The sequence below is a fragment of the Kerstersia gyiorum genome, from assembly GCF_004216755.1.
Lineage (GTDB): Bacteria > Pseudomonadota > Gammaproteobacteria > Burkholderiales > Burkholderiaceae_B > Kerstersia > Kerstersia gyiorum.
Genome location: NZ_SGWZ01000002.1, coordinates 439,974 through 463,550 on the forward strand (window position 1 = coordinate 439,974; position 23,577 = coordinate 463,550).

Sequence of the window (23,577 nt, forward strand, 5' to 3'; positions counted from 1 at the left end):
TGGCCCTGCGGTAGCCGGCTCAGGGGCCTTCGGTCGCCTTGAGGCTGTCCGGGCGGCAATTGGTTTGCGAACCGTCCGCGGCGATATCGCAGGTGACGCCGGGCAGATCTTCCAGCTCTTTGACGAGTTGCTTTTCCTGGGTCGTACAGGCGGCCAGCATGGCAGTGCCCAGGGCGAGGAACAGGGGGAGTCGGTTCAGATTCATGGATGGGAAAGGGCTGGCCCGCCACAGCCATCCTGGCAGGGCGGGAAATTGGGCGCCGGACGGCAGGGCTATTATCGGCGATTTCCCTGGCCTGCCAAGGCTCAGGCGTGCATGAAGTCTGTCATGGTTTGATAAATGCGCTCGCAGGCCTCGGGCACCAGTTCATGCAGATTGAGGCAGGCATGGATCATGTCTGGCAAATGCAGGTGCTGGCATGGGATGCCGTGTTGCCGCAGCTGCTGCAGGTAGGCCAGGCCTTCGTCGCGCAGCGGGCACAGGCCTGCGGTGATGACCAGCGTGGGCGGCAGGCCATCCATGCCCATGTAGAGCGGCGAAGCCTGGCGGCGGTCTTCGCCTTGCTGGAAATAGTGATCGAAGTACCAGCGTATCTTGCTGGTTTCCAGCAAATAGCCGGTGCCGTTTTCCTGTAGTGAAGGGTAGGCCGGCAGGGTGTAATCCAGGCTCGGATAAACCAGCAGCAGGCGGTCCAGCCGCAGGCTCTGATGCCTGCGCAGCAGTGACGCCAGGGTGGCGGCCAGCGCGCCGCCGCCGGAGTCGCCCGCCAGGGACAGATGGCCGTTTGTGAGGCAGCCCGCCGCGTCCAGCGCCTCCTGCAGGTGTACGAGCACGCCCAGGCAGTCGGTCAGTCCGTCCGGGTAGGGATATTCGGGCGCCAGCCGGTAGTCCACCGCAGCCACCAGGCAATTGCCGGCGGCGGCAAGGCGGCGACAGATCGGGTCGTAGACCGCCACGCTGCCCGCCATATGGCCGCCGCCATGCAGGTAGACGCAGACCGGCTTGGGGAGGTCGGGAACCGGGTCGTAGAGTCGCACCGGCGTGTTTTCCGGGCCTGCTGTGATGTCGCGTTCCCAGGCCATGGCCGGGCCCGTGCCGCAAAAACGGCGGGTCATGGAAGCCAGGCCGTCACGGGCCGCCTGAGGGCTGTCGGGCAGGCCGCGTTCGCGCGCCTGTGTCGCTGCGCGATTGGCTTGTGCCAGCCAGGTGGCCAGTGCGGGGGGCGGCGTGCTCTTCAAGACAGTATCAGGACGGATGAGGTCGGCGATGGCTGGGGGCAGATGGGTCATTGGCGAAACAGGACGAGCGCTTCGCCGTGACATAGCAGGCGTCCGTCGGCGCCGGTGCAGCGGGTGCGCAGATTGACGAGCGCCTTGTCGGCGCGCAGGCGGTTGATCTCTACACTGGCCGTCAGCAGTTCGCTGGCCCGGGCTGGCGCCAGGAACTGCAGCGATTGTTTCAGGTAGTTGGTGCCATGGCCGGGCAGTTCTTCGCCCAGCAGGCAGGAAAACAGTGCGGGGATCAATGGTTCGGGCAGCGTGGCAGGCAGGCCGGGGTAGTCCGCGAGTGCGGTCCAGTTGGCAATGTCTGTCTGGGTGTAGCAGCGTTCCAGGCTGGCTTTGTCGCCCGGGCGCAAGTCCAGGTAGCGTGACAGGCCTGCGGCAGGCGCCGCGCTGGAAGGGAGGGGCGGCGGGGCCTGCAAAGGCGTGCTGCTGTCTGCCGGCAAGGCTGGCGCGGCGTTTGCGTCAGCCGCTGCGCGCAGGGTACAGGTGCCGCTCAGCCCCAGACGGCCGTCTGCCTTGCGGACCTCCGCCTGCAGTGCAATGTCCGCGCCGTCGGGCCCAGGGGCCGGCGTCAGGGCCAGGGTCAGGGGTTCGTCGGCATAGCAGGGTGCAGCAAACATCAGGGTCTGGTTCGCCAAAGCCTGGCCGGGATAGTGCCGGGCCAGCAGCCCGCGCAGGCGGCTGAACAGCAGCATGCCATGCGAGACCGTGCCGCCGAAGGGCGTGCGGGCAGAGAACGCGGGGTCTACGTGGATGGGATTATGGTCGCCGCTCAGGTCGGCGAAGCGGTTGAAATCCTGCTGCGTCAGGACAAAGGGATGGACGATGGTGGCAAGGTCAGTGACGGGCGGCATCGCGCAGCTCCTGTTTGATAACTTTGCCCATTGCGTTGCGGGGCAGTGCTTCGCGGACCTGGAAGACTTTCGGCACTTTGTAGCCGGCCAGGCGTTCGCGGCAAAACCGCCGTAGCGCTTCGGCGTCCGGCGTGTCGGCGCCGTCGGCGATAACGACGCTGGCATGGCCGACCTCGCCCCAGCGTTCGTCGGCCATGCCGACAACGGCCACTTCGGCGACGGCAGGATGCTGCAGCAGCACGGCTTCGACTTCGGCGGGGTACACGTTCTCACCGCCGGAAATGAACATGTCTTTCCAGCGGTCGACAATGGTGTAGTCGCCGTCTTCGTCGCAGCGCGCCACGTCGCCCGTACGCAGCCAGCCGCCTTCCAGCATGGTTTCCGCCGTGGCATCGGGCCGTTGCCAGTAACCGGGCGTGACGCCGGGGCCGCGCACCAGCAGTTCGCCGGCCTCGCCCGGCTCGACATCGCGGCCGTTACGGTCGACGATGCGCACTTCGGTGACCAGTTGCGGTCTGCCCGCTGCGCCGGGTTTGCGCAGGACCTGATCTTCATCCAGCAGGAAGACGGTCGGTCCTGCTTCGGTCATGCCCATGCCGGTACGCACCAGAATGCCCGCGTCGGCATAGCGTTGCGAGACGGCAGCCGGCATGGCCGCGCCGCCGCAGCTCCAGGAGCGCACACGTTGCAGGCGCGTGGCGTCGAAGCCGGGATGGGCCAGCAGGGCCTGGTAAATGGCGGGGACCCCGAAGAACAGGGTGGCGTGCTGGCTCAGTATCTCCAGTGCCTGTCCGGCATCGAAGCTGCGCTGCACCAGGACCGTGCCGCCCAGCATCAGCACACCGGAGGAATACAGATTGATGCCGGCCGTGTGGAATACCGGCAGCACGTTAAGCAGGACGTCATCCGCGCTCAGACGGACGGCCAGCCCGATGTTCAGGTAGTTGGCCATCATCATGCGGAAGGTCTGGATCACGCCCTTGGGACGGCTGGTGGTGCCCGAGGTATAGAGCAGGTACCAGGGGCTGTCGGGATCGCGGTCGGCATGGGGGTGCGGGCCCGGGGTGACGGCGGCCAGGTCGGCGGCGTAGTCGCGGGCATTGGCGGCAGCATCGGTGGCGGCGCCAGCAGCGCCATCCAGGCTGACCAGGGTCAGCGGCGCCGGGTGGCGCGCTGCCAGCTGGATGGCGACGGCAGTGAATTCACCGCCATGGATCAGCACCTCCGGCTGGCAATCCTGCAGCAGGACTTCCAGTTCCGGCACCGCCAGGCGCCAGTTGAGCGGCACCAGTATCAGCCCAGCCTTGGCGCAGCCGAACAGCATGGCAAAAAATTCGGCGCGGTTATGGCCCAGCCAGGCCACGCGCGCGCCTGGCGACAGGCGCCAGTGTTCCACGGCGGCAGCCGCAAAACGGGCAGCACGTTCATTGAGTTCGCGATAGGTGTAGCGCGTGCCGTCGGCCAGATCTTCCAGCGCCAGCCGGTCCGGGCCCAGGCGGGCGCGCCGGGCAGTCAAGTCGAACATGTTCATGCGTATTCCGGGGAATGGATGAAAGGGCCGGGCGGCCTGCATGGCAGGAGCCGCCCCGTGTTCAAGGCTGCAGTTCGTTCCAGTCGAAGCGCGTGATGCGGTTGCTGATCAGGGAGAACACATAGACGGCGTCGCCGCCCGAGGTGATCAGTTCGGTATCGAACATGCCGCCGGCGCGGGTGCCCAGCGCGGGGTTGAGCCAGTGGCCCAGGTAGGCGGGCGAGATCAGGCCGTTGCCGTCGGGCGAGACGCCATCCGGGTTGTGCCAGGCGCGTGCCACCATGTTGAAGCCGTCCGCCACGAGCAAGGCGTCGCGGGTGGCATCGTGGGCCAGTCCGGCAGGCAGGAAGAAGCGTTGCGGGTCCAGGCTGGAGGGATGGTCATAGGTGCCGCCACCGATGCCGACCTGCCCGATGAGAGCGCCGGTGGCGGGGGCCAGCGCCTGTATGCGCTGGTTGCGGCGGTCGGTCACATAGACGCGGTCACCAAGAGCCAGCACGCTGCCAATCTGGTCGAAGCTGCCAGGCTGGCCCTGCTCGTAGAACGCCGGGCCCAGGTTCCAGCTCGCGCCCAGGTCGTTGCCCTTGGCGCTGTCGGCGCCGCCGCTGTGCCAGATGCGCGTCAGGCTGCCGCTGGAAGCGTTGTAATCGAAACGCCAGACCAGATTGGAAAAGCTGCTGATGTAAATGGCGTGCTGGCGGCCGGTGGCAGTCTGGGGCCGGACGGAGACCGAGACCGGGTAGTTGCCGTTGCTCAGGCCGATGGCCGGGACGCCCAGGCCGGTCGTGCGGGTATTGAGGTTGAATATATGGCGCAGGGAGCCGCCGGCGTCGTAGATGCGCAGGCTGCTGTTGCCGCTGTAGGGCCAGGGCAGGGTGAGGTCGGCGCCGACCAGCACCGCCACGGCATCGCCAAAGACCGGGTCGCGGAAGCTGCCGATGCCGGTAACGCCCAGGCTGATATCGGTGCCAGTGAAACGGCCCTGGTAGACCCCGGCGGCGTTATAGATGTTGATGCGTGAGTTCGGCGTATCGCTGACCAGCAGGCGCTGGCTGGACGGCAGCCAGGCCATGCCGCTGGCGGAATGAAGCTGGCCGGGCAGGGTGCGCGGATAGCCCCAGAATTCGTTATCCGCCACTGTGCCCACGCCACGCGAGACCGAGCAGCGCAGCAGGCTGGTGCCGGCATCATTGGTCCAGCATTTCTTGATCCGGTTATTGCCGCTGTCGCTGACCAGGTGCACGCGTGCATTGGTGTACAGCATGCCCCAGGACCAGATGTTTTCGCGCTGGATGCTGCCATCGGGACGGACCAGCGGCACGAGATCATTGGGCAGCTGGAAAGCCGCGTCTTCGTTGGCGGCGGCGCTTGGGCTGCGCATTTCCACCTGGTGAATGCCAAGGTGGCCGTATACCCAGGTGGCGCGGGCATCGTCGGCGCCGCTGGCACGGTAGCGCACGGCATGGGCCTCGCCGGGCTGGGCCAGGTTCGGCAGCCGCAGGATGCGGCCATTGTAGGTATCGGCGATATACAGGTTGCCTTGGGCATCCGTACGCACGCCGCGGGGCCGTTTCAGGTGGTCGACCGCATTGCCGGCGTCGCGCAGCCGGCCGATCATGTCCAGCAGGGTCAGCTGGCCGCTGGCGGCATCCAAATGGTAAATCTTGACGCGGTTGTTGCCGTTGTCCGCCACGTAGATATAGGTGGCGCCGGACGGCGCACGGTAGTAAGTCAGCCCTTGCGGAATGCGGAAGCCGTCGCGCTTTTCCGGCGCGGCGGCGTAGTCGTCGTAATTGGACGACGGCGTGCCGTAGTCGCGGTCCGTGCCCCGGATGATGGGGCCGGCACCCGCAGGGTGGCCGCTGGCGTCCTGCCAGCCCAGTGTCTGCAGCAGGGTGGCCTGGTAACCCTGGTCCGGGTCGAGGCGGAAGACCTTGATACGATGATTGAACTCGTCGGAAACCACCATATAGCCTTGCGGCGTGATCACCACGTTGCGCGGCATCTGCAGGGCATCGCCAGCGCCGCTGCCCGGCGTGCCGAACGCGGTGACATACTGGAAGGTGTCGGCGTTATCGGCCACCGTACGGAAAAAGAGGATCTGGTGGCGGCCTACGTCATTGACATACAGGCCAGCCAGGCGTTCGTCCTCGGCTTCGCTGCGCGAAAGAAAGGCGATGCCCAGTGGCGCCTGTATGCCGGGCACGCTGCTGGCGGGGCTGTCGCTGGCGAGCAGGGTATCGGCGTCGTCCAGCGTGCCGATGCTGCGACCGCTCAGGTCCAGCACCTGGATACGGTGGTTACCCATGTCAGCCACATAGATGCGTGCCTCGGCCGGGTTGCTGCCCAGCGTGTCGGGGTCGTAGGTGACGGTCGTCGGGGTGTTGAACTGGTAGCGCTGATGCGCGCTCTCGCCGAGCAGATCGGCGCTGCGGTCTTCATCGGCGAAAGTCTGGAAGGCGTGAGCCGGCAGGCCGGGCAGCAGCAGGGCGCCGAATATCAGGACGCGCCAGCGGTACAGTCGCACACGTTTTTTCCACAGCATGGGGTGTCTCCTCGTTTTGCAGGACGGGCCGTATGCCTTGCCTGGCGGCTCAGCGGCGTTTCAGGCCCAGGAATTCCTGCATGCCGCGTGCGGCTTCATCGGTATCAATCTGTTCCAGGAAATGTTGCAGCTCGCGCGCCAGGCCAGCGGCGACGGTTTGCGGGTCCGGGCGCACCTGTTCGAGCGTGTGGCGCACGCTGCCGGGGCGGCCGGCAGCCATGCGCGTGGCAATCTGGTGCGCCAGAGGCAGGACGCTTTCGGTATCCGGCGCCATCTGGTGCAGCAGGCCCAGCCTGGCGGCTTCCGGCGCTTCCAGGCGCTCATTGAGCAACTGTACGGAGAGGGCGCGGGCACGGCCGATGCGCTCGGGCATCAAGGTGGTCCAGCCGCCATCCGGGCTGAAACCCACGGCCGTGTACCAGGGGGCGAAAGAGGTGTCGGGCCCGCCCACCGCGAGGTCGCAAGCCAGCACCAGGCCGGCGGAACCACCGGTGACCAGGCCTTGTACCGCCGCGATGGTGGGGCAGGGCAGTTGCAACAGCGTCAGGATGACCTCATTGAGCGCACCCACGACATGCCGCGCATAGGCGCGGCGCTCCGGTCGAGGCACGCTGCTGAAGCCGGCCACATCGCCCCCGCTGGAAAACGAACGGCCCTGGGCCGCCAGCACGACGGCGCGCGGTTCGTCGGCGCGCACATCGTCCAGGGCCTTCAGTAAGGCATCCAGCAGCGCGGGCACCAGTGCATTGTGCCGGTTGGGACGATTCAGCCGGATCTCAGCGATGCCGGCATGGATTCTGGTCAGTACCAGTTCCTGGCTCATGGTTTCTCCTTGCGGTCCAGCGCGAGTCCGTGGCGGAACATGCCGCTCATGGTTTCTACAATGGCTTCAAATGGCATGTCCTGCTTCCAGATGGAATATCGCAAGCCGAGGAAATGGGCCATGCCCATCAGCGCCCAGACTCGTATCTCGTCGTTGCCGGGGCGGATTTCTCCCTTGCGTGTGGCATCGGACAGTAGCCGGACATAGCCGCGGCCGAAGGATTCGTAATATTCGCGATAGATGGATTCGTCGACGGATTGCGCCTCCTGCAGCACCCGGTATAGCGAAGGGTGTTCCATCAGGTATTTCAGGAAGGCATGCAGGCCTTTTTCCTCGGCTTCCAGGCGATCCCTGGCATGCAGTGTCTCGGCGGCAAGATGGGCGCGAACTTCACGGCCCATATCGCGCACCAGTTCCCGCAGGATTTCTTCCTTGCCGGAGAAATAGCAGTACAGCGTTCCTTGCGCCACGCCGGCGGCACGGGTGATATCGCTGATGCCGGCGCGGTGATAGCCCAGCGTACCTATGGTCGATTCCGCTGCGCGCAGGATCTGCGCGCGAGTGCGGGCACCTCGCGCCGTTTTCGGGGTGCCTGGGGATTCCCGCACCGTGGAAGCTGCCTGGGTATCTTCAGGCTGAGGGGATGAGTCGGCCATGTATCGGTCTTTAAATATGAAACATGAATCGGTAGTCATAAAAGCTAAAGCTTGTTCAATCAGGAGTCAAGCTGCGTTCATATGGCAAAACATTGGCGTTTTCCCTTGTAGATTAAGTCGCTCTTCGCATGATGGAATGCAAAAAAGATAAGTCATTCAAAATAAACATGACTACTTATTCATGTTTTTCTTGTTTGCCGCAGGCTGGGCAGAATTGTCAGCCGGCACCGGATAGTCCACCGAGGAGATTCGCCATGAAACGCCTGTCCTGTCGTGCCGCGCTACTGCTGGGGGCTTTCGTTCTGAACGGCAGTGCCTGGGCCGCCGATCCCTTTCGCGTGGTCCATGTTACCGACTTTACCGGCCCATTATCGGCTTATGCCCAACAACTCAGCACCGGCATGAAGATGGGCTTCGAGTATGCCACGCAGGGCAGCATGGAAACGGCTGGCCGGCAGATTGTCCTCAGCAGCAAGGATAGCCAGGGCGACCCGGCGCGTGCCCGTACGCTGGTGGAGGAGGCCTATGCCGAGGATGACGCCCATATTGTCGTCGGCCCCGTGGCCTCCGGTGTGGCACTGGCGACCCTTCCCATCGCTGAAGAATATGAACGGGTGATCATGCCCGAAGGGGTCGCCGATGCCATTACCGGGGCGGCCTGGAACCGTTATGTGGTCCGTGTCGGGCGCAATTCTTCGCAGGATGCTGTCTCCAACGCCGTGGCGTTGGGCAAGCCTGGCGTTTGTGTGGCTACCATCGCCCAGGATTATGCGTTTGGCAGGGATGGCGTGGCTGCGTACCGCGAAGCCCTGGAACCTACCGGCGGCAAATTGGTGCATGAGGAATACCTGCCGACTGACGCGACCGATTTTACTGCTGCGGCGCAACGTTTGTTCGGGGCCCTGCGTGATCGCACGGATTGCAGCGCAGGAAAATTCATCTTCGCCATCTGGGCCGGCGCGACCAGCCCGCTGGCCCGCATCCAGGATCTGCAACCGGAGCGCCATGGCATCCGGCTGGCGGCCGGCGGCAACATCCTGCCGGCATTGGTGTCGTATGCCGACCTGGAAGGCATGGAAGGCGCGGGTTTCTATTACTTTGAATCTCCCGACAACCCGATCAACGATTGGTTTGTCGCCGAGCACTTCAAGCGCTACCAGGCCGCACCGGACTTCTTTACGACGCAGGGTTTCGCTCAGGCCATGGCGATTGTTGCCGCCTTGCAGAAAAGTGGGGGTTCCAGTGATACCGAGGATCTCTTGAAGGCCTTTTCGGGACTGCGCTTCGATACGCCCAAAGGCGAGATGCTGATCCGTCCGGAAGACCATCAGGCGCTGCAATCCATGTATCACTTCCGCATCCAGCGCGAAGAACGCAAGGACTGGTTTGCCGACCGTGCGGTAACGGCCGGGGTGCCGGTGCTGATACGTGAGATTCCGCTGGAGGAAATGAAGATTCCGGTGCGCAACGCTCGCTGATTTGGTATTCAGGGGAGCTTCAACATGACCCGCAGTCACGGCGCAAGCCCAGCAGTTCCCGTTCTGGAAACCCGTGGCCTGACCATCCGCTTCGGTGGCCATACGGCCGTGGACCACGTGTCCTGTGCATTTCATGGGGGCACTCTGACAGCCATTGTCGGTCCGAATGGCGCAGGCAAAACGACCTGGTTCAACCTGATTTCCGGCCAGTTGCGCGCCACCAGCGGCAGCGTGCTAGTACAGGGCGAAGATGTGACCGCGCTGGGCGCACCGGCGCGCGCCGACCGGGGGCTGGGCCGGGCGTTCCAGCTGACCAATCTCTTTCCCAGCCTGTCGGCGCAGGAAAACGTGCGCCTGGCCGTGGCGTCGCGTTACCGCATCGGCCATGTGTTCTGGCAGATGACGGCACGGCGGCGCGATATCAGCGAGCGTGCCGCGGCGTATCTGGCACAGGTCAATCTGGCCCATCGCGCGGATACGCCGGTCGCCGGCCTGTCGCATGGCGACCAGCGCAAGCTGGAAGTGGCGCTGATGCTGGCGCTGGAACCGGAGGTTTTCATGTTCGACGAGCCGACCGCCGGCATGAGCGTGGACGAGGTGCCGGTGATCCTTGATTTGATTGCCGAGATCAAGCGGAGTCAGAACAAGGTGATCCTGCTGGTGGAGCACAAGATGGACGTAGTGCGCGCGCTGGCGGACCGGATTGTCGTGCTGCACAACGGCCAATTGGTCGCCGACGGCGAGCCGGGCGCCGTGATCGCCTCGCCGCTGGTGCAGGAAGCCTATCTGGGCGCCAGCGTGGAGGCGGCATGAACACGATGCCGATCGACCGCAAGCAGTCAGCTACGCCCTCGGTACAAGGCGACGCCGGGGCGCCCATCCTGAGCCTGGCCGGGGTGCATGCCGATATTGGCCAATACCACATACTGCATGGCGTAGACCTGCTCGTGCCCAAGGGCGAGTTGACGGTGCTGCTGGGGCGCAATGGCGCGGGTAAAAGCACGACGCTGCGCACCATCATGGGCCTCACGACGGTCACGCAAGGCGAGCTGAATTTCCGGGGGCAAAGCCTCAAAGGGGTCGCGACACCGGCCATTGCACGGCGGGGTATTGCCTTCGTCCCGGAGAACATGGGCATTTTTGGCATGCTGACCGTGCGTGAAAACCTGGTGCTGGCGGCTATCGGCGGCGCCATGGATGCGGACCGCCTGGACTGGATACTGGGCGTGTTTCCGCCACTGAAAAAGTTTTGGGACCGGCCCGCAGGCAATCTGTCGGGCGGGCAGAAACAGATGCTGGCGATTGCGCGGGCCGTGATCGAACCGCGCGAACTGCTGCTGGTGGATGAACCGACCAAAGGCCTGGCGCCGGCCATTATCAATGATCTGGCCGAGGCCTTCGAGCAGCTCAAGGCACAGCAGGTTTCCATCCTGCTGGTTGAACAGAATTTCAATTTCTCGCGCCGTCTGGGGCAGTCCGTTGCCGTCATGAATGACGGCCGCATCGTGCATACCGGCAGCATGGCAACGCTGGCCAGCGACGAGGCCCTGCAGCATGAATTGCTGGGCCTTGGGCTGGGGGCGCATCAATAGCGATAGGGGGCAAAGCATGCCTGTACCCGATACCCGTGGCGCAATCCCAGCGGCCCAGGCCGGGCCGGATGGCCCGGACCGCGCGTCCTGGCGCCAGCTGCTGCAGTTGCCGGCAGCCCATCCTCCGGTTTTCCTGTTGGGCCTGATGCTGCTGGTTCCCCTGGCCTTGATGCCTTGGCATACCTGGGTAGTGCTGACCATCAGCGGCCTGGCGATGGGGGCCATGGTCTTCCTGATGGCCTCGGGCATGAGCCTTACGTTCGGCCTGATGAATGTACTCAACCTGGCCCATGGCGCCTTTATTTCCGTCGGGGCGTTCGCGGGAATGACGGTGCTGGGCATGTGGCTGGCCGATGCGGCGCGCAGCACCTCGGCGGCGGCCAATCTGCTGGCCGTGCTGGCTGCGCTGGGGTTTGCCGCATTGCTGTCCGGGCTGCTGGGCCTGGTATTCGAACGGCTGGTTATCCGGCCGGTCTATGGCGACCACCTGAAGCAGATTCTGATGACCGTGGGTGGCGCCATCATCGTTTTTGAATTGATAGAAGTGATCTGGGGCCATAGGGAAATTCCGGTGCCGCGCCCGGAAGTGCTGCGTGGCGCCGTGGTGATCGGCGGGATGGCATTGGAAAAATACCGGTTGGCAGCCGTGGTGGTTGGTCTGGCGGTATACGCCGGGCTGCGCTGGGTCATAGAGCGCACGCGGCTGGGCATCCTGATCAGGGCCGGGGTGGAAAGCCGTGAAATGGTGGAAATCCATGGCTATCGCATCCGCTTGCTGTTCCTGGGCGTGTTCATCGCCGGTTCGGCGCTGGCCGGCCTGGGCGGCGCCATGTGGGCCATGTATCGCGAAATCATCTTTCCGCAAATGGGTGATGAACTGATGATTTCCGTGATCGTGGTCATCATCCTGGGCGGGTTGGGTTCGATACGGGGCTGCTTTTACGGCGCAATCATGGTGGGGCTGATCAATCTTTATGTCGGCTACCTCGAACCCCGGCTGGCGGCGGTGGCAACGGTCGGGCTCATGGTGGCCGTGCTGATGTGGCGGCCGCAGGGGCTGATTCCGGTCATCAAGGTTTAGCCAGGCCTGGCGCGCACCGGTCTGTGGTTATGGGGGGTATATGCTGCAAAACCTGTTGTCTGCCGATTTTCCGCGTAGCCGCGCACTGGCCGCGCTGCTGCTTCTGATCCTGTGCTGCCTGGCATTCGGCCCCTTGCTGTTTGATGGCACGCGGGCCTTCACCATGATGGGGATGATCTGCATCTTCATCATCGTGGTGGCGTCCTACGACTTGATGCTGGGCTATACCCATATCGTTTCATTCGCCCATACCATGTTCTTCGGCATAGGCGCCTATGGCGTGGCCATGGCCCTGGGGGCCCATGGCAGCAACTTCGGCGCTGTGTTCACCGGCCTGGCACTGGCTTTATTGCTGACGCTGGTGCTGTCGCTGCTGCTTGGTTTGCTGTCCTTGCGCGTGAAGGCCATCTTCTTCGCCCTGGTCACGTTGGCCGTGGCATTTGCCTTCCTGAGCTTGGTCAACCAGCTTTATGCTGTCACTGGCGGCGAAGATGGCCTGCGCGTGCAGGTGCCTCGCGAACTGGGGCCGGCCTGGCGCGTCAGTGACGCAGTGCTGTATGGCTGGAGCCCCGGACGCTTCCTGGGCGCCTGGCTGGCAGGCGATGCAGGCTGGGTCGATGCCGTGCGCAATGCCGTGTTCCAGGTGCGGCTGACGGGCAGGGTCATGATGTATTACATCGTCTTCGGCGCCAGTGTCATCGTGTTCCTGGGCTTGCTGCGCATGGTCAATTCCCCGTTTGGCAGCGTACTGCAGGCTATCCGGGAGAATGAATTCCGGGCTCAGGCGCTGGGTTACCGCACGGTACTCTACCGCACGGCGACAGTCTGTTTCGCCTCCTTGCTGGCCTGTCTGGCGGGGGCCTTGTTCGCCTTGTTCAACCGCTACGTCAACCCCGAAAATACGCTGAATTTCGAGTTGATGGTTTTTATCCTGCTGATGTGTGTCATCGGCGGCATGGGCACCCTGTATGGCTCGGTCGTTGGCGTCGTGGCATTCCTGCTGGCGCAGAATTATTTGCAGGACGTGCTCAGGGCGATCGCCGTGGCCTTGCCCGCAGACTCTTTTGTGGCGGCCCTGGCTGCGCCGGAACGCTGGCTGCTCTGGTTCGGCGTACTGTTCGTGCTGAGCGTGTATTTCTTTCCCGCCGGTATTGCCGGGCAGTTGCGCTTGCGGGCGGCCCGCCGCCGCAGCCGGCGCACGGACAGCGATAGCGGCAGCCAGCGGTAAGGCGCCAGGGCATGGCAGGCATGGCCTTTGCCGCCCTGGCGTGACACAGAAAAATCATGAATGTTTGCTTGCCGTAATGGCAGGCGCTGTGGCGTGCGACAACCCGAAAGCATGGGGCCATACTCCGCCATCAGCGAACCGTTGGCATTGACCCGTTAGCCCTGTGGCGCGGGCAGGTTCTGCGGCTGAGCAGCGGCGGTGGCCTGAGTAGTGACTTGTGTTGTGGCCTGCCGGGCCGCAGCCGTGGCCTGTTGGTAGGCAGCCTGTTTTTCGGCCAGTTGTCTTTTCTTTTGCCTGTCGTTCAGGTTGTGGATGACGGAGGTGATGTAGGCGGTGAAGATGGGGAAGGTCGTCATGCCCACCACGGCCAGCGTGGCGGTACAGATTTTGCCTATGGTGGTGGCCGGGATAATGTTGGAGCCGACGGTGGTGACGGTCATCGAGGCCCACCAGAGTGCATCGGGGTAGGATTTCACCAAGGGATTGATACCGGCTTCGAAGACGTAGAAGATCAGCGTTTCGAAATAGGTAATGGAAAAGAAAATTGCCAGATAGGTAATGAAAAGCCCCGATACCCGATTGCTGACCACCATCTGCACCAGGATGATGAGTGCCGCACCGCCGCGGATGATGGGCAGGAAGCGCAACAGGTAGAGCACCTCGCTGGAGAAATCCAGCGAGAATCGCGTGATGAGATAAGAATAGGGGACGGAAAGAATAATCAGGACAAAATTCTTGAAAAAGAATTTCAGCCGGTCCCGGGCGATGATAAATAGCAGGAGAAAATCCAGCAGGAAATAAAGGCAAACACCCAATTGAATCTTGGTGTAAATGGTGTCGCCGGTAAATGCGGAATTGGAAAATGCTTCGAAGGAAATACTGACGATCAGGACGAGAGAGGCCAGCACACCGAGCAAATTCAGTGTGCGGGCCATCAGATACTTCCAGCGGGATTCAGTGTTATTCATTCTGCCAACAATGGTTCTAGCGGCCGGCGGGAGGGAAAGCCGCCCCAGGCGAGGCTGGTAATGCGCAAAAGTAACGGATATTCGCTGCCATCGCCAGTCTGTTGCGCCGTTGGCGGGTTCTTGCCTCAAGCCGGATGCGCGAGGGGATGGCAGCCGCTTGTACGGCATGAGAGTAGCCAGAATGGCCGGGGACGGGGAAAATGGCGGATTGACTCGGGAAGATGCTGGATTGATGCGAATGAAAGTTAAATACACTTTGCTGGTTCTGGGCATGGTGGCAGGGTTGGGCGGATGTGCGGCCATGTCTGAGGAGGAGTGTCTGACAGCCGATTGGCATGAACAGGGAATGCGCGAGGCCGTCAATGGCAAGCCACGCTCCAACTTCATCAAGGATCGCGAAGCCTGCGAGAAAATCGGTGTCGAAGCCGATGAAAAACAATACATGGCTGGTTACGATGCCGGCATCCTGCTGTTCTGCACGCCGGAAAATGGCAAGCGTTGGGGGCGTGAAGGCCGTTATTACGCCCAGACCTGCCCGGTGAAGCAATCCATGGCATTCGAGACCAACTACCGGGCGGGGTACTCGGTGTACCAGGCGGAGGAAGCCATCGTTTCCCTGCATACAGAGCAAGACAGGCTGGAAAGCAAGCTGGACAAGGCGGATGACGACAAAGAGCGTCAGCGCCTGCGGCGTGAACTGCGCCGCCTGGATGAGCGCCTGCGTGATGCCCGCAACGATCTGGCCAGGCTGGAGCAGCGTTTGCGGGATTGAGGCGGCGCCTGCCAGACGCCGTATCCATAGATAGGCCGGCAGTGGCCGGCTGAAGCGCCGGACGCGCTTGCCGGCGCATGCTTACTGAATGTTTGGACCAAGATATGCCTGGTAGCGATGGGGAACGTTATCGCTGCATGGGCATCCATGAATCATGACTGAATATGCATCCTGGGCTGCAGCCCATCCCTATTATTGGCTTTTTTTCATGCCGGCCGGTGTGGCCGTGCTGGCAGCGCTATCCTGGCGTTGCCTGGCGGGTTTGCAGCCAGGGTGGCGCCGTACGGCGCTATATGGCGGTTTCGCGCTGGCCATGACAGCGCTGTTCCTGCTGCTGGCGGCTGCCGTCGCCCAGCCCGGGGGAATGGTGGCCTTCGATAACGCGCTGGCGCAGGCCCTGGGCGAGCAGATGCCAGGCAGCCTGCTGGCCGGCCTGTCATGGTTTACCTTTCTGGGCGACCGCTATTTCCTGCTGCTGTTGTCTGTGCTCATGCTGGCTTTGCTGGCATGGCGCCAGCGGTGGTTGTTGTTGGGAACGGCGGTGCTGGCAACGGCTGGTGGCGGGGCGCTGAACTGGGTGCTCAAGCATATTTTCCAGCGGGTCCGTCCGGAGCACAGCCATGGCTACATCGAAGCCACGGGTTTCAGTTTCCCCAGCGGCCATGCGTCCGCATCCTTGATCGTTTATGGCTTCGGCTGCTATCTGTTGCTGCGCTTGTTGCCCGAGCGCTGGCACATGGCCTGCGTCGCCGTGTCGGCCGGCCTGGTGGCAGCCATCGGTGCCAGCCGCATTCTGTTGCATGTCCACTTTTTCAGCGATGTGGTGGCAGGTTTCGCGGTGAGCGCGCTCTGGCTGGCCTTATGCGTATTCCTGGCAGAACGCTGCTTTGCGCGCCAGTGGGCGAGCCCAACCATCGGCCGAGGGATCGGCCAGTCCAGCGGCCAATCAGGTAACTAGTCCTGTTTTTCCGGGTGGGCTGCCGCGTTTTTTTCCGGCATTGCCTGGCCCGCCAGGCGCAGGGTTCTGGCCAGCAGGACTTCATAGATAGGCTTGCCACCCAGGCCGGCTGCGACCAGATGCGCTGTGATGGCGGTCAGGAGCGAAGGGATGGCAAGGGCGTAGGTGCCTGTCAGTTCCAGCACGAGCACGATGCCGACCAGCGGGGAGCGTACCGTGCTGGAGAATAATCCGGCCATGCCGGCTGCCGCAAAGGCAACCATGGCGCCTGGCGGCAGTGTGACGACATGGCCCAGCAAGGTTCCGAAAAGAATGCTGCTGGTTGTGGCCAGGGCCAGGATGGGCGCAAAAATGCCGGCCGGGGCGCCGGTGGAGTAGCTCGCTGCCGTCATGAAAAAACGCAGCAGGATCACCAGACCCAGCAGTCCGATGGGCAAGGGGTTGCTGACCAGCGCGACGGCCAGGGATTCGCCGCCGCCGGTGGCTTCGGGAAACAGAACCAGCATGGGGCCGATAATAAGGCCCAGCAGCGCCGGGATCAGGTAGGGTGAAGCTTTCAGCCCGACGTGCCGGGCAATTTCCAGGCCAGCGATGATGGTGCGGTTGAACAGGACCCCCAGGACGCCCAGCACCAGGCCCAGCCCGACGAAGGCCGGCAGGAAATATGTGGGTATTTGATCGGCGCTCATGGCCATGTAGGGCGTGGCACCTGTCAGGGCGGTAGTGGTCAGTGCGCTGAAGCCACAGGCAATGATGACCGCGCCATAGGTATTGATCCGGTACGGGAATGCGTCGCGTGCTTCTTCGATGATGAAGGCAATGGAAGCCAGGGGCGCATTGAAAGCGGCGGTCAGGCCTGCGGCGCCGCCAGCGCCCCAGAGCGCGCGAGCCTGTTCGGCGGCCAGAGAGAAACGCGAAGTCATGGCCTTGGCGATGGACGCCCCCATATGGATGGTCGGCCCTTCCCGGCCGCCGACCAGCCCGGCGCCCAGCGCCATTGTGCCGCCAATGAATTTGACGGGCAGGACGCGCTGCCAGCGGATGTCCCGCAGCCCCTGCATGGCGCCTTCTATTTCCTGTACGCCGGAGCCGCTCGCTTCAGGGGCGAAACGCCGCACCAGCGCAACGGCGCCACAGAACATCAAAGCCGAGAACACGCCCATGACGACATAAAGAGCCGGGCCGGAGAGTTGCAAGGCCGTGGGCAACTGGCGGCTCCATGCCAGGGCATGGTCGACGAGGCTGTGGAAGGCGCTGCCCAGCAAGCCAGTCAGGGTGCCAATGAGGGCGGCGAGAAAATAGTAGGTCCGGTCGCTGATCTGGCGCGGCATAAGTCTTGGGTGCAAGCGAGTCTGGGGGAACCGTCGGGCCGCGTGGGCATGGCCGCCTGGCGCTGGGAAAACTCTTATTCCCTCATTCTAAAGGGGTTTATCGAAGTCCCAAAACTGCGCTGCTTTTTTTCGTTTGCTTTGTGAAGAATTGCAAAAAAGCTGTTGGATGCCAGGGAATATCCGCTTGATTTTTGCCATGCATGGTTAAGGGTGCCCAGAAAAATGTGGGATTAATGGCGACGCGAAAAAACGTTAAATAAATTCAGGCTGTAAAATTATGCCGATAGCGGCATTGTTGTGGGTGGGATTCAATCTTGGTATTCCTGGTCAAAAAACGAATGCTGGTATTTTTCCGGCGCCGGGATGGTGTGGCCGGAAATATATGTGCGCCGGGCTTGCGCTGTATCAAACAGGGCGGGTAGAGATTCTCGCGACGCTTCCTATAATGGAATTGAAAGATTGACGCTCCGGCCTGGGAATCGAAATTCCTGCTCCGGGACGAAAAGGTTTTTGAATGGGAGCCCAAGGCTCCCCAATCCTGGCGGTGCCATGCCGGCATGAGTCCGGTGCGCCGCCATTAACGGGAGAACGTAATTGATCAAGGAAGTGACTGGCGATATTCTGCTGACCAAGGCCGACCTGCTGGCGCACGGTATTGCAGCCAATGATCCTTTTGACAGCGGCTTGGCGCTTGCATTGCGCGAGCGTTGGCCTTCGCTGGTGCGTGACTACCGTCACGATACGCGTTCCAAGGCGATCGAACCGGGCGAGGTCTGGGTTTGGGCTGGTGTGGACGAGCAGGGCGGCATGCGTCGTATCGTCAACCTTGTCACGCAGAACAGCGTTGGCGAAGGTCCGACGGCCAAGCCTGGCAAGGCAACCCTGGAAAATGTGCGCCACGCCTTGCAGAATCTGGTGCGCCTGGTACAGAAAGAAGGCATTACCAGCCTGGCGCTGCCGCGCCTGGCCACGGGGGTAGGCGGCCTGGAATGGGATGAAGTGAAGCCCCTGGTGCAGCAATATCTGGGCGAGCTTTCGATTCCGGTGGTGGTTTACACCGTGTACCAGAAGGGCCAGCAGGCTGACGAAGGCCTGTAAGCGAAAAATGCACTGCCTCCGGCCAACTCGGTAGGGGCTTTGTTGCAGCACCCCGTATGCCGGACTCGAAATCCGGTATACGGGGTGTTTTCATGTCCGGCATCCATGGCAGAGCGGGCCAGCGGCTGCATGGGAAGGCAGGGTTCAGTCGAACCAGCGCTTCCAGAAGCCTTTGCGCGCCGGGCTGGCGGGAATTTGCTGTTCGGGCGTCGCCTGGGGCGGGGCGCCAGCTGGCGCCAGGGGGGCCGGTTCAGGAGAGACGGGTGGCGCGAGGGCCGGGGCAGCGGGCGTCCCGGCTGTGCTGGAGGGCAGGGTCTCCTGCGTATCGGCCAGCGTTTCCAGGCGGGCAGCGTGAATGCGTTCACCCTGTTGACGCCACTGCTCGAAGCGGGCCAGCCGCTGGCGCAGTTCGTCGAGTTCGCAGGAGATTTCCTGTAACTGGGCCTGCAAGGGCGCCAGGCTGGGGAAGAAGCTCGCCTCGAAGCTTTCGCTTTCGATGCTGGCGACGAGGTTGCGGCTTTCTTCAGCCATCTGTTCGCATAGCTTGTCGACGGCAGCGCGGAACATGCGTTTGCGCTGTTCCTGTTGCCAGGTGTCCCAGACTTCCAGCGCCAGACCCAGGATGGAGAGCATGCCATTGATGCCCTTGGCGAGATTGACCGCACCGAAGGACTTGAATACCAGGTACTTGCCGATATCCATGCCCATGGTTTTGGCGATGCTGCTCAGGCCGTCACGCGCGGCCAGGATGTTTTGCGTGCTGATCAGGTTGCTGCCCGTCAGGTAGTGCAGCCCGTGTTTGCCCAGTGTCGCTGCCGTACTGTTGAAGTGTGAGATCCCGGATTCCAGCGTGATCTGTATGCGGTTCAGGTCTTCGGTAATACTGCTGACTTCTTCGACAAAGTATTCCTTGAGGCGCTGGCGCACCAGGCTGGCTTCCGAGCCGATCTCACGGTGATAGAAATCGGTGAAGGTATCGGGGGTCGTGCCCTGGGCCTGAAGAATCAGTTCTTCGAAATAACGCACAATCTTGCCGCTCAGGCGAACGCGGGCCTGGGCGATTTTCTGCTGTACCAGATGGATTTCACCTTGCTGGCCCTGGCGTATGGCGTCCAGTTGCCTGCTTTCTTGCAGCAGATCGGCCGCGCTGCGGCGCGCTAGCGGCAACTGTCGTTCAAGCAGATCGGAGACGATGCTGTGCCGCATGGCCTGGGCCAGCGCCAGCGGGCCGCCACTCTGGCTGATGCGCTGTTGTGTGGCGGTCTGCAGTGCGCCGATGTGGGATAGCTGCCGAAATTGTTCCAGGTGCTGCAACCAGTGCGCCGTGCCCAGGCCGAAAGGATTGGCAGCAACCGCGACGATGCTGAGGGCTGCGCGTTCCTGGGCGGAAAGCGCCAGGATGGCATCCAGGCGCTCCGTGACGCTGTGTTGCTTGATGGCGAGTTTCTCCTGGTATTCCTCTTCGTCCTCGAGGTCGGCCACCTCGTCGAAGCGGCCCAGCACGAACAAGGTGCGAGGCAGGAGGCCCAGGGTACGGAACAGCCATTGAAGCTCTTCCTCATGGCTGGCCTTTACCGGATTGGTGGCATTCATGACATACAGCACCAGATGCGCTTCGCTGACATATTGGCGGGTGATGTCGCGGTATTTCTCAATGGCGCGGCTATCCGGGTTGAATTGTTCCTTGAAGCCGAACAGTCCCGGCGTATCAACCAGTTCGAGCATGTCGCCGATGTCGTAGCGTTGCACCTCGTTGGAGGATTCACGCTGGCTGATATGCATGGTGCTTTCGTCCAGGCGCTCCAGCCAGGCGGCCGCCAGTGCCGTTTTGCCTTCCGAGAATCCACCCACCAGGGCGATGCGCAATTTTTCCTGGCCGATGTCCTGCCTGGCTTTGTCCAGCTTGCCTGCCAGCGCAGCGGGCAGTTCCACACCCAGTTCCCGGCCCTGCTGCAGGAAGCTGGCAAGTTCGTTCAGCAAAGCCAGGGCTTGCTGTTTCTGGCGGTTGAAGGTGTCCAGCGTCTGGCTCATGTTGCTATCCGTGAAAAGGTCAGGGCAGGCGTCTGCGCAGGCCGGCAATACCGTCGTGGGCCTGCTGCATGGCGTTGCGTATCAGGCGCACGGATTGCACAGGCGCGTCCAGGCGGCTGCGCACGGGTTCCGAGGCCTGCCGGATCTCCTGGGCAAGTGTTTCCATCTGCTCATCCAGGCTTTCCGTCAATGTACCGAACATGCGGCTGATATTGTCATCGGCTGCCTGGCGTTGTTGTGCCTGCCTGTGACTGGTGCTGAGGAAGCCTCGTACTGAGTTGTAGAGACTGAGCGCCAGTGTTGCCGCGCCAATGGCGGCCAGGATCCAGCCTGCCGGGTTCCAGGCCAGCAGGGCGGCGCCACCCAGGGTGGAAGCGAGGCTGACAGTCGAAATATTGCGGCGCAAGTGGAATTTGAGATCCACGGGCGGCAAGGCAGGATGAAAGCGCTGGGGCAGGGCCTGGACCAGCATGTGTTCGGTCTGCATGGCCGAGCGTTGCGCCAGTTGTTCCAATTGCTGCTGGTACGCTGCGAGTATCGGGGTAACCGCGGCCGTCAGCGCCTGGGCGAGCGCTGCACCGCTGTCTTCGGTATGGCGGCGCAGCTTGCGCTTGAAGGCATCGTTGCCGATGTTCTGGTCGATATCGTCATGGATGCGGCGCCGCAGCTGTATGCGTTCGTTCTCCAACACGTCATGGCTGGCGGTGCACAGGTGCTTTTCCGTACTGGTGCAGATGGCATCCAGTTCCCGCCTGTCATTGGCGGCCTGTTTGGCCAGGCCGGATGCCGCTTGCGCCAACTGGTTGCTGATATCCTGCAGCAATTGTTGGCCGCGCAGCAGGGCCGCGTTGATTTTGCCGGTATTGGCCTGGCGGATTTTCTCGCGATAGCCCTGACAAAGGTCGATGCTGATGAAGCGGCAGAAAGCATGCATATTGCTTTTTTCCAGCAGCTGTTCCGGCGTCATGGCAGCCCGGAACTTGGCGCGTGCGCGGTAGGCGGAACTGCCTGGCAGCAGGCAGTCGGCTACAGCATAGAATGCGGGCAGTGCACTGATGCTGATTGTATCGCGGTAGCTGCTGCCCAGTTGCGCGCGCAACTGCGTTTCGAGTTCCAGCAGGCCCCGTGCTTCATCCGGGTCGGTGAGCGCCGCGCCCTGCAAGGCCAGTGGGTTGGTGATCCGCTTGTTGAAAACGGACCAGACTTCGGCCTGGTCGGACAAATGGTCGGCGATTTTTTCCAGCGTGCCAGGGGCGTCGCCATCGCCCTGGTTGGGCGGTGCAGCCTTGGGGGTGATATACAGCACCGCGTGAGCCTGGCGGATGGCATCCTGGATGTTTGCCAGGACCTCGGCTTCCTTGCCTTCTATGCCGGGTACATCTATCAGTGCGAACTTTTGCCCATTGGCTGCGAATTCGTACCGCCTGGCGGCGCGAGTGAAATCGGCATGGCCCTGGCCGATGATGGCGCCATCCTGCAGTTCGGCCAGCGCGGCGTGGCGTGACAGCGAATCGCGTTGGTGTGCGACTGCGGCTGCCAGGCGGAGATCCAGCGCAGCGATCTCGGCCGTTTCCCGTTCCTCGGCCTGGGCTTGCGTGCTCAGTAGCGCTTCCAGGTTCCGCGTAGCCTGGGCCAGGCCAAGCGCTTCGGGCAAGGGACGGAACCATCGCATGATCTTCTGCCACCACCCGAGGGCTTGCTGCCTGGCCTGCCATTGTTGTTGCAGGCTGGCCAGTTCCTGGTGTGCTACGGTCCGTGCTTCGGCGCGTTGTTGCTGCGCCGCATCCTGGGCGGCGCGGGCCTGCTGTATATCCCGGGCCAGTTGCTCCGAGGCCTGTTCCTGGCTCTCAAGCGCAGGCTCGTCCAGGCGAGTGTCCTGCGCCAGCGCCTGAAAACGGGCGCGTTCTTCCTGCTTGCCGGGTTCGCCCAGCAGGATGCGCAGGGTTTCGATAATGGTCGACTTGCCGGCGTTGGTTTCACCGTAGAGCGCGATGGTAAAGACATCCCATTCGGCTGCGTTTTCCAGGTTCTCCAGTTCGCGGTCCAGCTGTGCCCGATAGGCGTTCAGCTGATCCAGGGCTGCAGCATGGGCAGCGCGCGCGGTCTGGCTGGCCCCTGCGCCGGCATGGGCTGGCGCAGGGGCGCTGGCGCCGATCTGCGCGATCAGTGCATCAAGTTGCCGCCTGACTTCGGCATGCAGCGCGGCGGAATGCCGAGGGGCGATGGCGGGTTGGGACGTCATGGCTCACCTGTAAAGGCCGTGCGGTTGATGAATGCACGGCAACGCCTCAGGGTAGAATTCCCTGGCCTGGCAGGCCCCCCTGGGCAAATGGAATAACGGTGCAAGCGGCGGGCGCAGTGGCACCCTGCAGGCAGATGGTATCAATATGCTTGCGGGCTGGAACTTAAATGATGGTCATGAAGCAAAAATTCAAGTCCCGGGCCCTGCTCCTGGGCACGATCCTGCTGGCAGGTACGGCCACAGCGCAGGCTGATGAAGGCCGGCAATTGCGGTTCGATACGGCGGCAAGGCCCTCCTGGGCCTTGCAAATCACGCCCTATCTTTGGGCGGCAAGCCTGGATGGTTCGGTGTCGCCGTTCCGGCGCAGCCCCACGCTGACCGTCGACAAACCCTTTTCCGAGATTTTTGATGATCTCAATTTCGGTGGCTTCATTGATGTCTGGGGCCGCCGCGGCGATTACGTCTTTTCCGCCAACCTGGCCTATACCGATATTACCGATAGCCGCACAAGCGGGCCGTTGCCGGTGCTGGATGGTACGCAAGGGGTGGACGGCAAGGCGGATACCCGGCAATTCACTGCATCCATGAAAGCGGGCTATCGGGTGCATGAGGGCGAGCGGGAAGTGCTGGAACTGGTGGGGGGACTGCGTTATTGGCATATTTCCAATGACGTAAACGTGCGCTACGGAAATATCAGCCGGTCTTATGGCGAAAGCTTTTCCTGGGTAGACCCTGTTCTGGGCGGGCGCTTCCGCTATCGCTGGAATGACCGCTGGCAGGTGCAGGTGCAGGCCGATATCGGCGGCCTGGGGGCCGGGGCTCGATTCACCTGGGAGCTGCTGAGCGTTGTCAGCTACAACATTTCCGAGCATTTCTCTGCATCGGCGGGCTACAAGGCGCTGGGTGTAGATTACCGCTCGGGCGGGCATGTTTTCGATACCACCATGCGTGGCCCGGTGCTGGGCCTGACCTACCGGTTCTGACGTATCTGTCGCGGCAGGTGCTCTTGGTCTGCTGGACGTCTTGCGCCGTGCGGTAGCGGCGGCGCAACGGCCAGGCGGGCCTATTTTTCGTTTGTTTGCAATTTAATTATTCTGTCCGCCTG

General features: G+C 62.6%; 20 protein-coding genes. 9 read left to right on the plus strand and 11 right to left on the minus strand.

Annotated elements, in window-relative coordinates:
- Positions 1–19 precede the first annotated feature (19 nt).
- From EV679_RS08355 to EV679_RS08390, 7 genes are all read right to left on the minus strand, one after another.
- The gene (locus EV679_RS08355) at positions 20–205 is read right to left on the minus strand and encodes a hypothetical protein (protein ID WP_068368187.1); all 186 of its coding nucleotides are present in this window, start codon (positions 203–205) and stop codon (positions 20–22) included.
- A 101-nt stretch (positions 206–306) separates the two neighbouring features.
- On the minus strand, positions 307–1,290 hold the full coding sequence (locus tag EV679_RS08360; RefSeq protein WP_165390000.1) for an alpha/beta hydrolase: 984 nt from the start codon (positions 1,288–1,290) through the stop codon (positions 307–309).
- Positions 1,287–2,138: a MaoC/PaaZ C-terminal domain-containing protein gene (locus tag EV679_RS17830; protein WP_242611446.1), complete on the minus strand. Its 852-nt coding sequence runs from the start codon at positions 2,136–2,138 to the stop codon at positions 1,287–1,289. Before EV679_RS17830 ends, EV679_RS08360 begins: the two co-directional genes overlap by 4 nt.
- Positions 2,122–3,669 carry an acyl-CoA synthetase gene (locus EV679_RS08375; RefSeq protein WP_130486954.1) on the minus strand — a complete coding sequence of 516 codons (1,548 nt, stop codon included), beginning with the start codon at positions 3,667–3,669 and terminating at the stop codon, positions 2,122–2,124. The genes EV679_RS17830 and EV679_RS08375 overlap by 17 nt, the downstream gene beginning before the upstream one ends.
- Positions 3,670–3,730: 61 nt before the next feature.
- Positions 3,731–6,214 carry an NHL repeat-containing protein gene (locus EV679_RS08380; RefSeq protein ID WP_130486955.1) on the minus strand — a complete coding sequence of 828 codons (2,484 nt, stop codon included), beginning with the start codon at positions 6,212–6,214 and terminating at the stop codon, positions 3,731–3,733.
- Between the two features lie 49 nt (positions 6,215–6,263).
- Positions 6,264–7,037, minus strand: a complete 774-nt coding sequence (locus tag EV679_RS08385; protein ID WP_068368178.1) for an enoyl-CoA hydratase/isomerase family protein — start codon at positions 7,035–7,037, stop codon at positions 6,264–6,266.
- Positions 7,034–7,693, minus strand: a complete 660-nt coding sequence (locus EV679_RS08390) for a TetR/AcrR family transcriptional regulator (protein WP_068368177.1) — start codon at positions 7,691–7,693, stop codon at positions 7,034–7,036. The genes EV679_RS08385 and EV679_RS08390 overlap by 4 nt, the downstream gene beginning before the upstream one ends.
- A 254-nt stretch (positions 7,694–7,947) precedes the next feature.
- On the opposite strand from EV679_RS08390, the gene EV679_RS08395 reads away from it, so the two are divergent.
- From EV679_RS08395 to EV679_RS08415, 5 genes are all read left to right on the plus strand, one after another.
- Positions 7,948–9,171, plus strand: coding sequence for a substrate-binding domain-containing protein (locus EV679_RS08395; protein ID WP_127773777.1), 1,224 nt, complete (start codon positions 7,948–7,950; stop codon positions 9,169–9,171).
- A gap of 24 nt (positions 9,172–9,195) precedes the next feature.
- On the plus strand, positions 9,196–9,984 hold the full coding sequence (locus EV679_RS08400; RefSeq protein WP_130486956.1) for an ABC transporter ATP-binding protein: 789 nt from the start codon (positions 9,196–9,198) through the stop codon (positions 9,982–9,984).
- A 5-nt stretch (positions 9,985–9,989) separates the two neighbouring features.
- A complete protein-coding gene (locus EV679_RS08405; RefSeq protein WP_130487100.1) occupies positions 9,990–10,763 on the plus strand; it encodes an ABC transporter ATP-binding protein in 774 nt (257 codons plus the stop codon).
- Positions 10,764–10,908: 145 nt separating this feature from the next.
- Positions 10,909–11,844: a branched-chain amino acid ABC transporter permease gene (locus EV679_RS08410; RefSeq protein WP_372726477.1), complete on the plus strand. Its 936-nt coding sequence runs from the start codon at positions 10,909–10,911 to the stop codon at positions 11,842–11,844.
- Between the two features lie 40 nt (positions 11,845–11,884).
- Positions 11,885–13,072 (plus strand): branched-chain amino acid ABC transporter permease, encoded by a 1,188-nt coding sequence (locus EV679_RS08415; RefSeq protein WP_130486958.1) that lies wholly within the window; start codon positions 11,885–11,887, stop codon positions 13,070–13,072.
- A gap of 155 nt (positions 13,073–13,227) precedes the next feature.
- Here EV679_RS08415 and EV679_RS08420 read toward each other — a convergent pair whose 3' ends face one another.
- A complete protein-coding gene (locus EV679_RS08420) occupies positions 13,228–14,208 on the minus strand; it encodes a potassium channel family protein (RefSeq protein WP_242611447.1) in 981 nt (326 codons plus the stop codon).
- A 70-nt stretch (positions 14,209–14,278) separates the two neighbouring features.
- Between EV679_RS08420 and EV679_RS08425 the strand changes: the two genes are divergently transcribed.
- Both EV679_RS08425 and EV679_RS08430 read left to right on the plus strand, forming a co-directional pair.
- Positions 14,279–14,812, plus strand: coding sequence for a DUF2799 domain-containing protein (locus EV679_RS08425; RefSeq protein ID WP_165390001.1), 534 nt, complete (start codon positions 14,279–14,281; stop codon positions 14,810–14,812).
- Between the two features lie 154 nt (positions 14,813–14,966).
- On the plus strand, positions 14,967–15,770 hold the full coding sequence (locus EV679_RS08430; RefSeq protein ID WP_068368128.1) for a phosphatase PAP2 family protein: 804 nt from the start codon (positions 14,967–14,969) through the stop codon (positions 15,768–15,770).
- On the opposite strand, the gene clcA is transcribed toward EV679_RS08430, so the two are convergent.
- The gene (clcA, locus tag EV679_RS08435) at positions 15,767–17,116 is read right to left on the minus strand and encodes a H(+)/Cl(-) exchange transporter ClcA (RefSeq protein ID WP_264623002.1); all 1,350 of its coding nucleotides are present in this window, start codon (positions 17,114–17,116) and stop codon (positions 15,767–15,769) included. The two genes, EV679_RS08430 and clcA, sit on opposite strands and share 4 nt — an antisense overlap.
- 579 nt (positions 17,117–17,695) lie before the next feature.
- Between clcA and EV679_RS08440 the strand changes: the two genes are divergently transcribed.
- On the plus strand, positions 17,696–18,199 hold the full coding sequence (locus EV679_RS08440; protein WP_127773794.1) for a macro domain-containing protein: 504 nt from the start codon (positions 17,696–17,698) through the stop codon (positions 18,197–18,199).
- 144 nt (positions 18,200–18,343) lie between these two features.
- Here the strand turns inward: EV679_RS08440 and EV679_RS08445 are convergent, their stop codons facing one another.
- On the minus strand, positions 18,344–20,230 hold the full coding sequence (locus EV679_RS08445) for a LeoA/HP0731 family dynamin-like GTPase (RefSeq protein ID WP_207224908.1): 1,887 nt from the start codon (positions 20,228–20,230) through the stop codon (positions 18,344–18,346).
- Positions 20,231–20,249: 19 nt separating this feature from the next.
- The gene (locus tag EV679_RS08450) at positions 20,250–22,472 is read right to left on the minus strand and encodes a hypothetical protein (RefSeq protein WP_130486960.1); all 2,223 of its coding nucleotides are present in this window, start codon (positions 22,470–22,472) and stop codon (positions 20,250–20,252) included.
- A gap of 176 nt (positions 22,473–22,648) precedes the next feature.
- Between EV679_RS08450 and EV679_RS08455 the strand changes: the two genes are divergently transcribed.
- On the plus strand, positions 22,649–23,455 hold the full coding sequence (locus EV679_RS08455) for a hypothetical protein (protein ID WP_207224909.1): 807 nt from the start codon (positions 22,649–22,651) through the stop codon (positions 23,453–23,455).
- Positions 23,456–23,577: the final 122 nt, after the last annotated feature.

Bases quoted from the DNA above. Each gene is read 5' to 3' on its own strand.
- EV679_RS08405 (WP_130487100.1), top strand. From the start codon at position 9,990: ATGCCGATCGACCGCAAGCAGTCAGCTACGCCCTCGGTACAAGGCGAC.
- EV679_RS08420 (WP_242611447.1), bottom strand. From the start codon at position 14,208: ATGCCGTACAAGCGGCTGCCATCCCCTCGCGCATCCGGCTTGAGGCAA.
- EV679_RS08410 (WP_372726477.1), top strand. From the start codon at position 10,909: ATGCTGCTGGTTCCCCTGGCCTTGATGCCTTGGCATACCTGGGTAGTG.
- EV679_RS08425 (WP_165390001.1), top strand. From the start codon at position 14,279: ATGAAAGTTAAATACACTTTGCTGGTTCTGGGCATGGTGGCAGGGTTG.
- EV679_RS08395 (WP_127773777.1), top strand. From the start codon at position 7,948: ATGAAACGCCTGTCCTGTCGTGCCGCGCTACTGCTGGGGGCTTTCGTT.
- EV679_RS08355 (WP_068368187.1), bottom strand. From the start codon at position 205: ATGAATCTGAACCGACTCCCCCTGTTCCTCGCCCTGGGCACTGCCATG.
- EV679_RS08455 (WP_207224909.1), top strand. From the start codon at position 22,649: ATGAAGCAAAAATTCAAGTCCCGGGCCCTGCTCCTGGGCACGATCCTG.
- EV679_RS08360 (WP_165390000.1), bottom strand. From the start codon at position 1,290: ATGACCCATCTGCCCCCAGCCATCGCCGACCTCATCCGTCCTGATACT.
- EV679_RS08430 (WP_068368128.1), top strand. From the start codon at position 14,967: ATGACTGAATATGCATCCTGGGCTGCAGCCCATCCCTATTATTGGCTT.
- EV679_RS08445 (WP_207224908.1), bottom strand. From the start codon at position 20,230: ATGAGCCAGACGCTGGACACCTTCAACCGCCAGAAACAGCAAGCCCTG.
- EV679_RS17830 (WP_242611446.1), bottom strand. From the start codon at position 2,138: ATGCCGCCCGTCACTGACCTTGCCACCATCGTCCATCCCTTTGTCCTG.
- EV679_RS08400 (WP_130486956.1), top strand. From the start codon at position 9,196: ATGACCCGCAGTCACGGCGCAAGCCCAGCAGTTCCCGTTCTGGAAACC.
- EV679_RS08390 (WP_068368177.1), bottom strand. From the start codon at position 7,693: ATGGCCGACTCATCCCCTCAGCCTGAAGATACCCAGGCAGCTTCCACG.
- EV679_RS08380 (WP_130486955.1), bottom strand. From the start codon at position 6,214: ATGCTGTGGAAAAAACGTGTGCGACTGTACCGCTGGCGCGTCCTGATA.
- EV679_RS08415 (WP_130486958.1), top strand. From the start codon at position 11,885: ATGCTGCAAAACCTGTTGTCTGCCGATTTTCCGCGTAGCCGCGCACTG.
- EV679_RS08375 (WP_130486954.1), bottom strand. From the start codon at position 3,669: ATGAACATGTTCGACTTGACTGCCCGGCGCGCCCGCCTGGGCCCGGAC.
- EV679_RS08450 (WP_130486960.1), bottom strand. From the start codon at position 22,472: ATGACGTCCCAACCCGCCATCGCCCCTCGGCATTCCGCCGCGCTGCAT.
- EV679_RS08385 (WP_068368178.1), bottom strand. From the start codon at position 7,037: ATGAGCCAGGAACTGGTACTGACCAGAATCCATGCCGGCATCGCTGAG.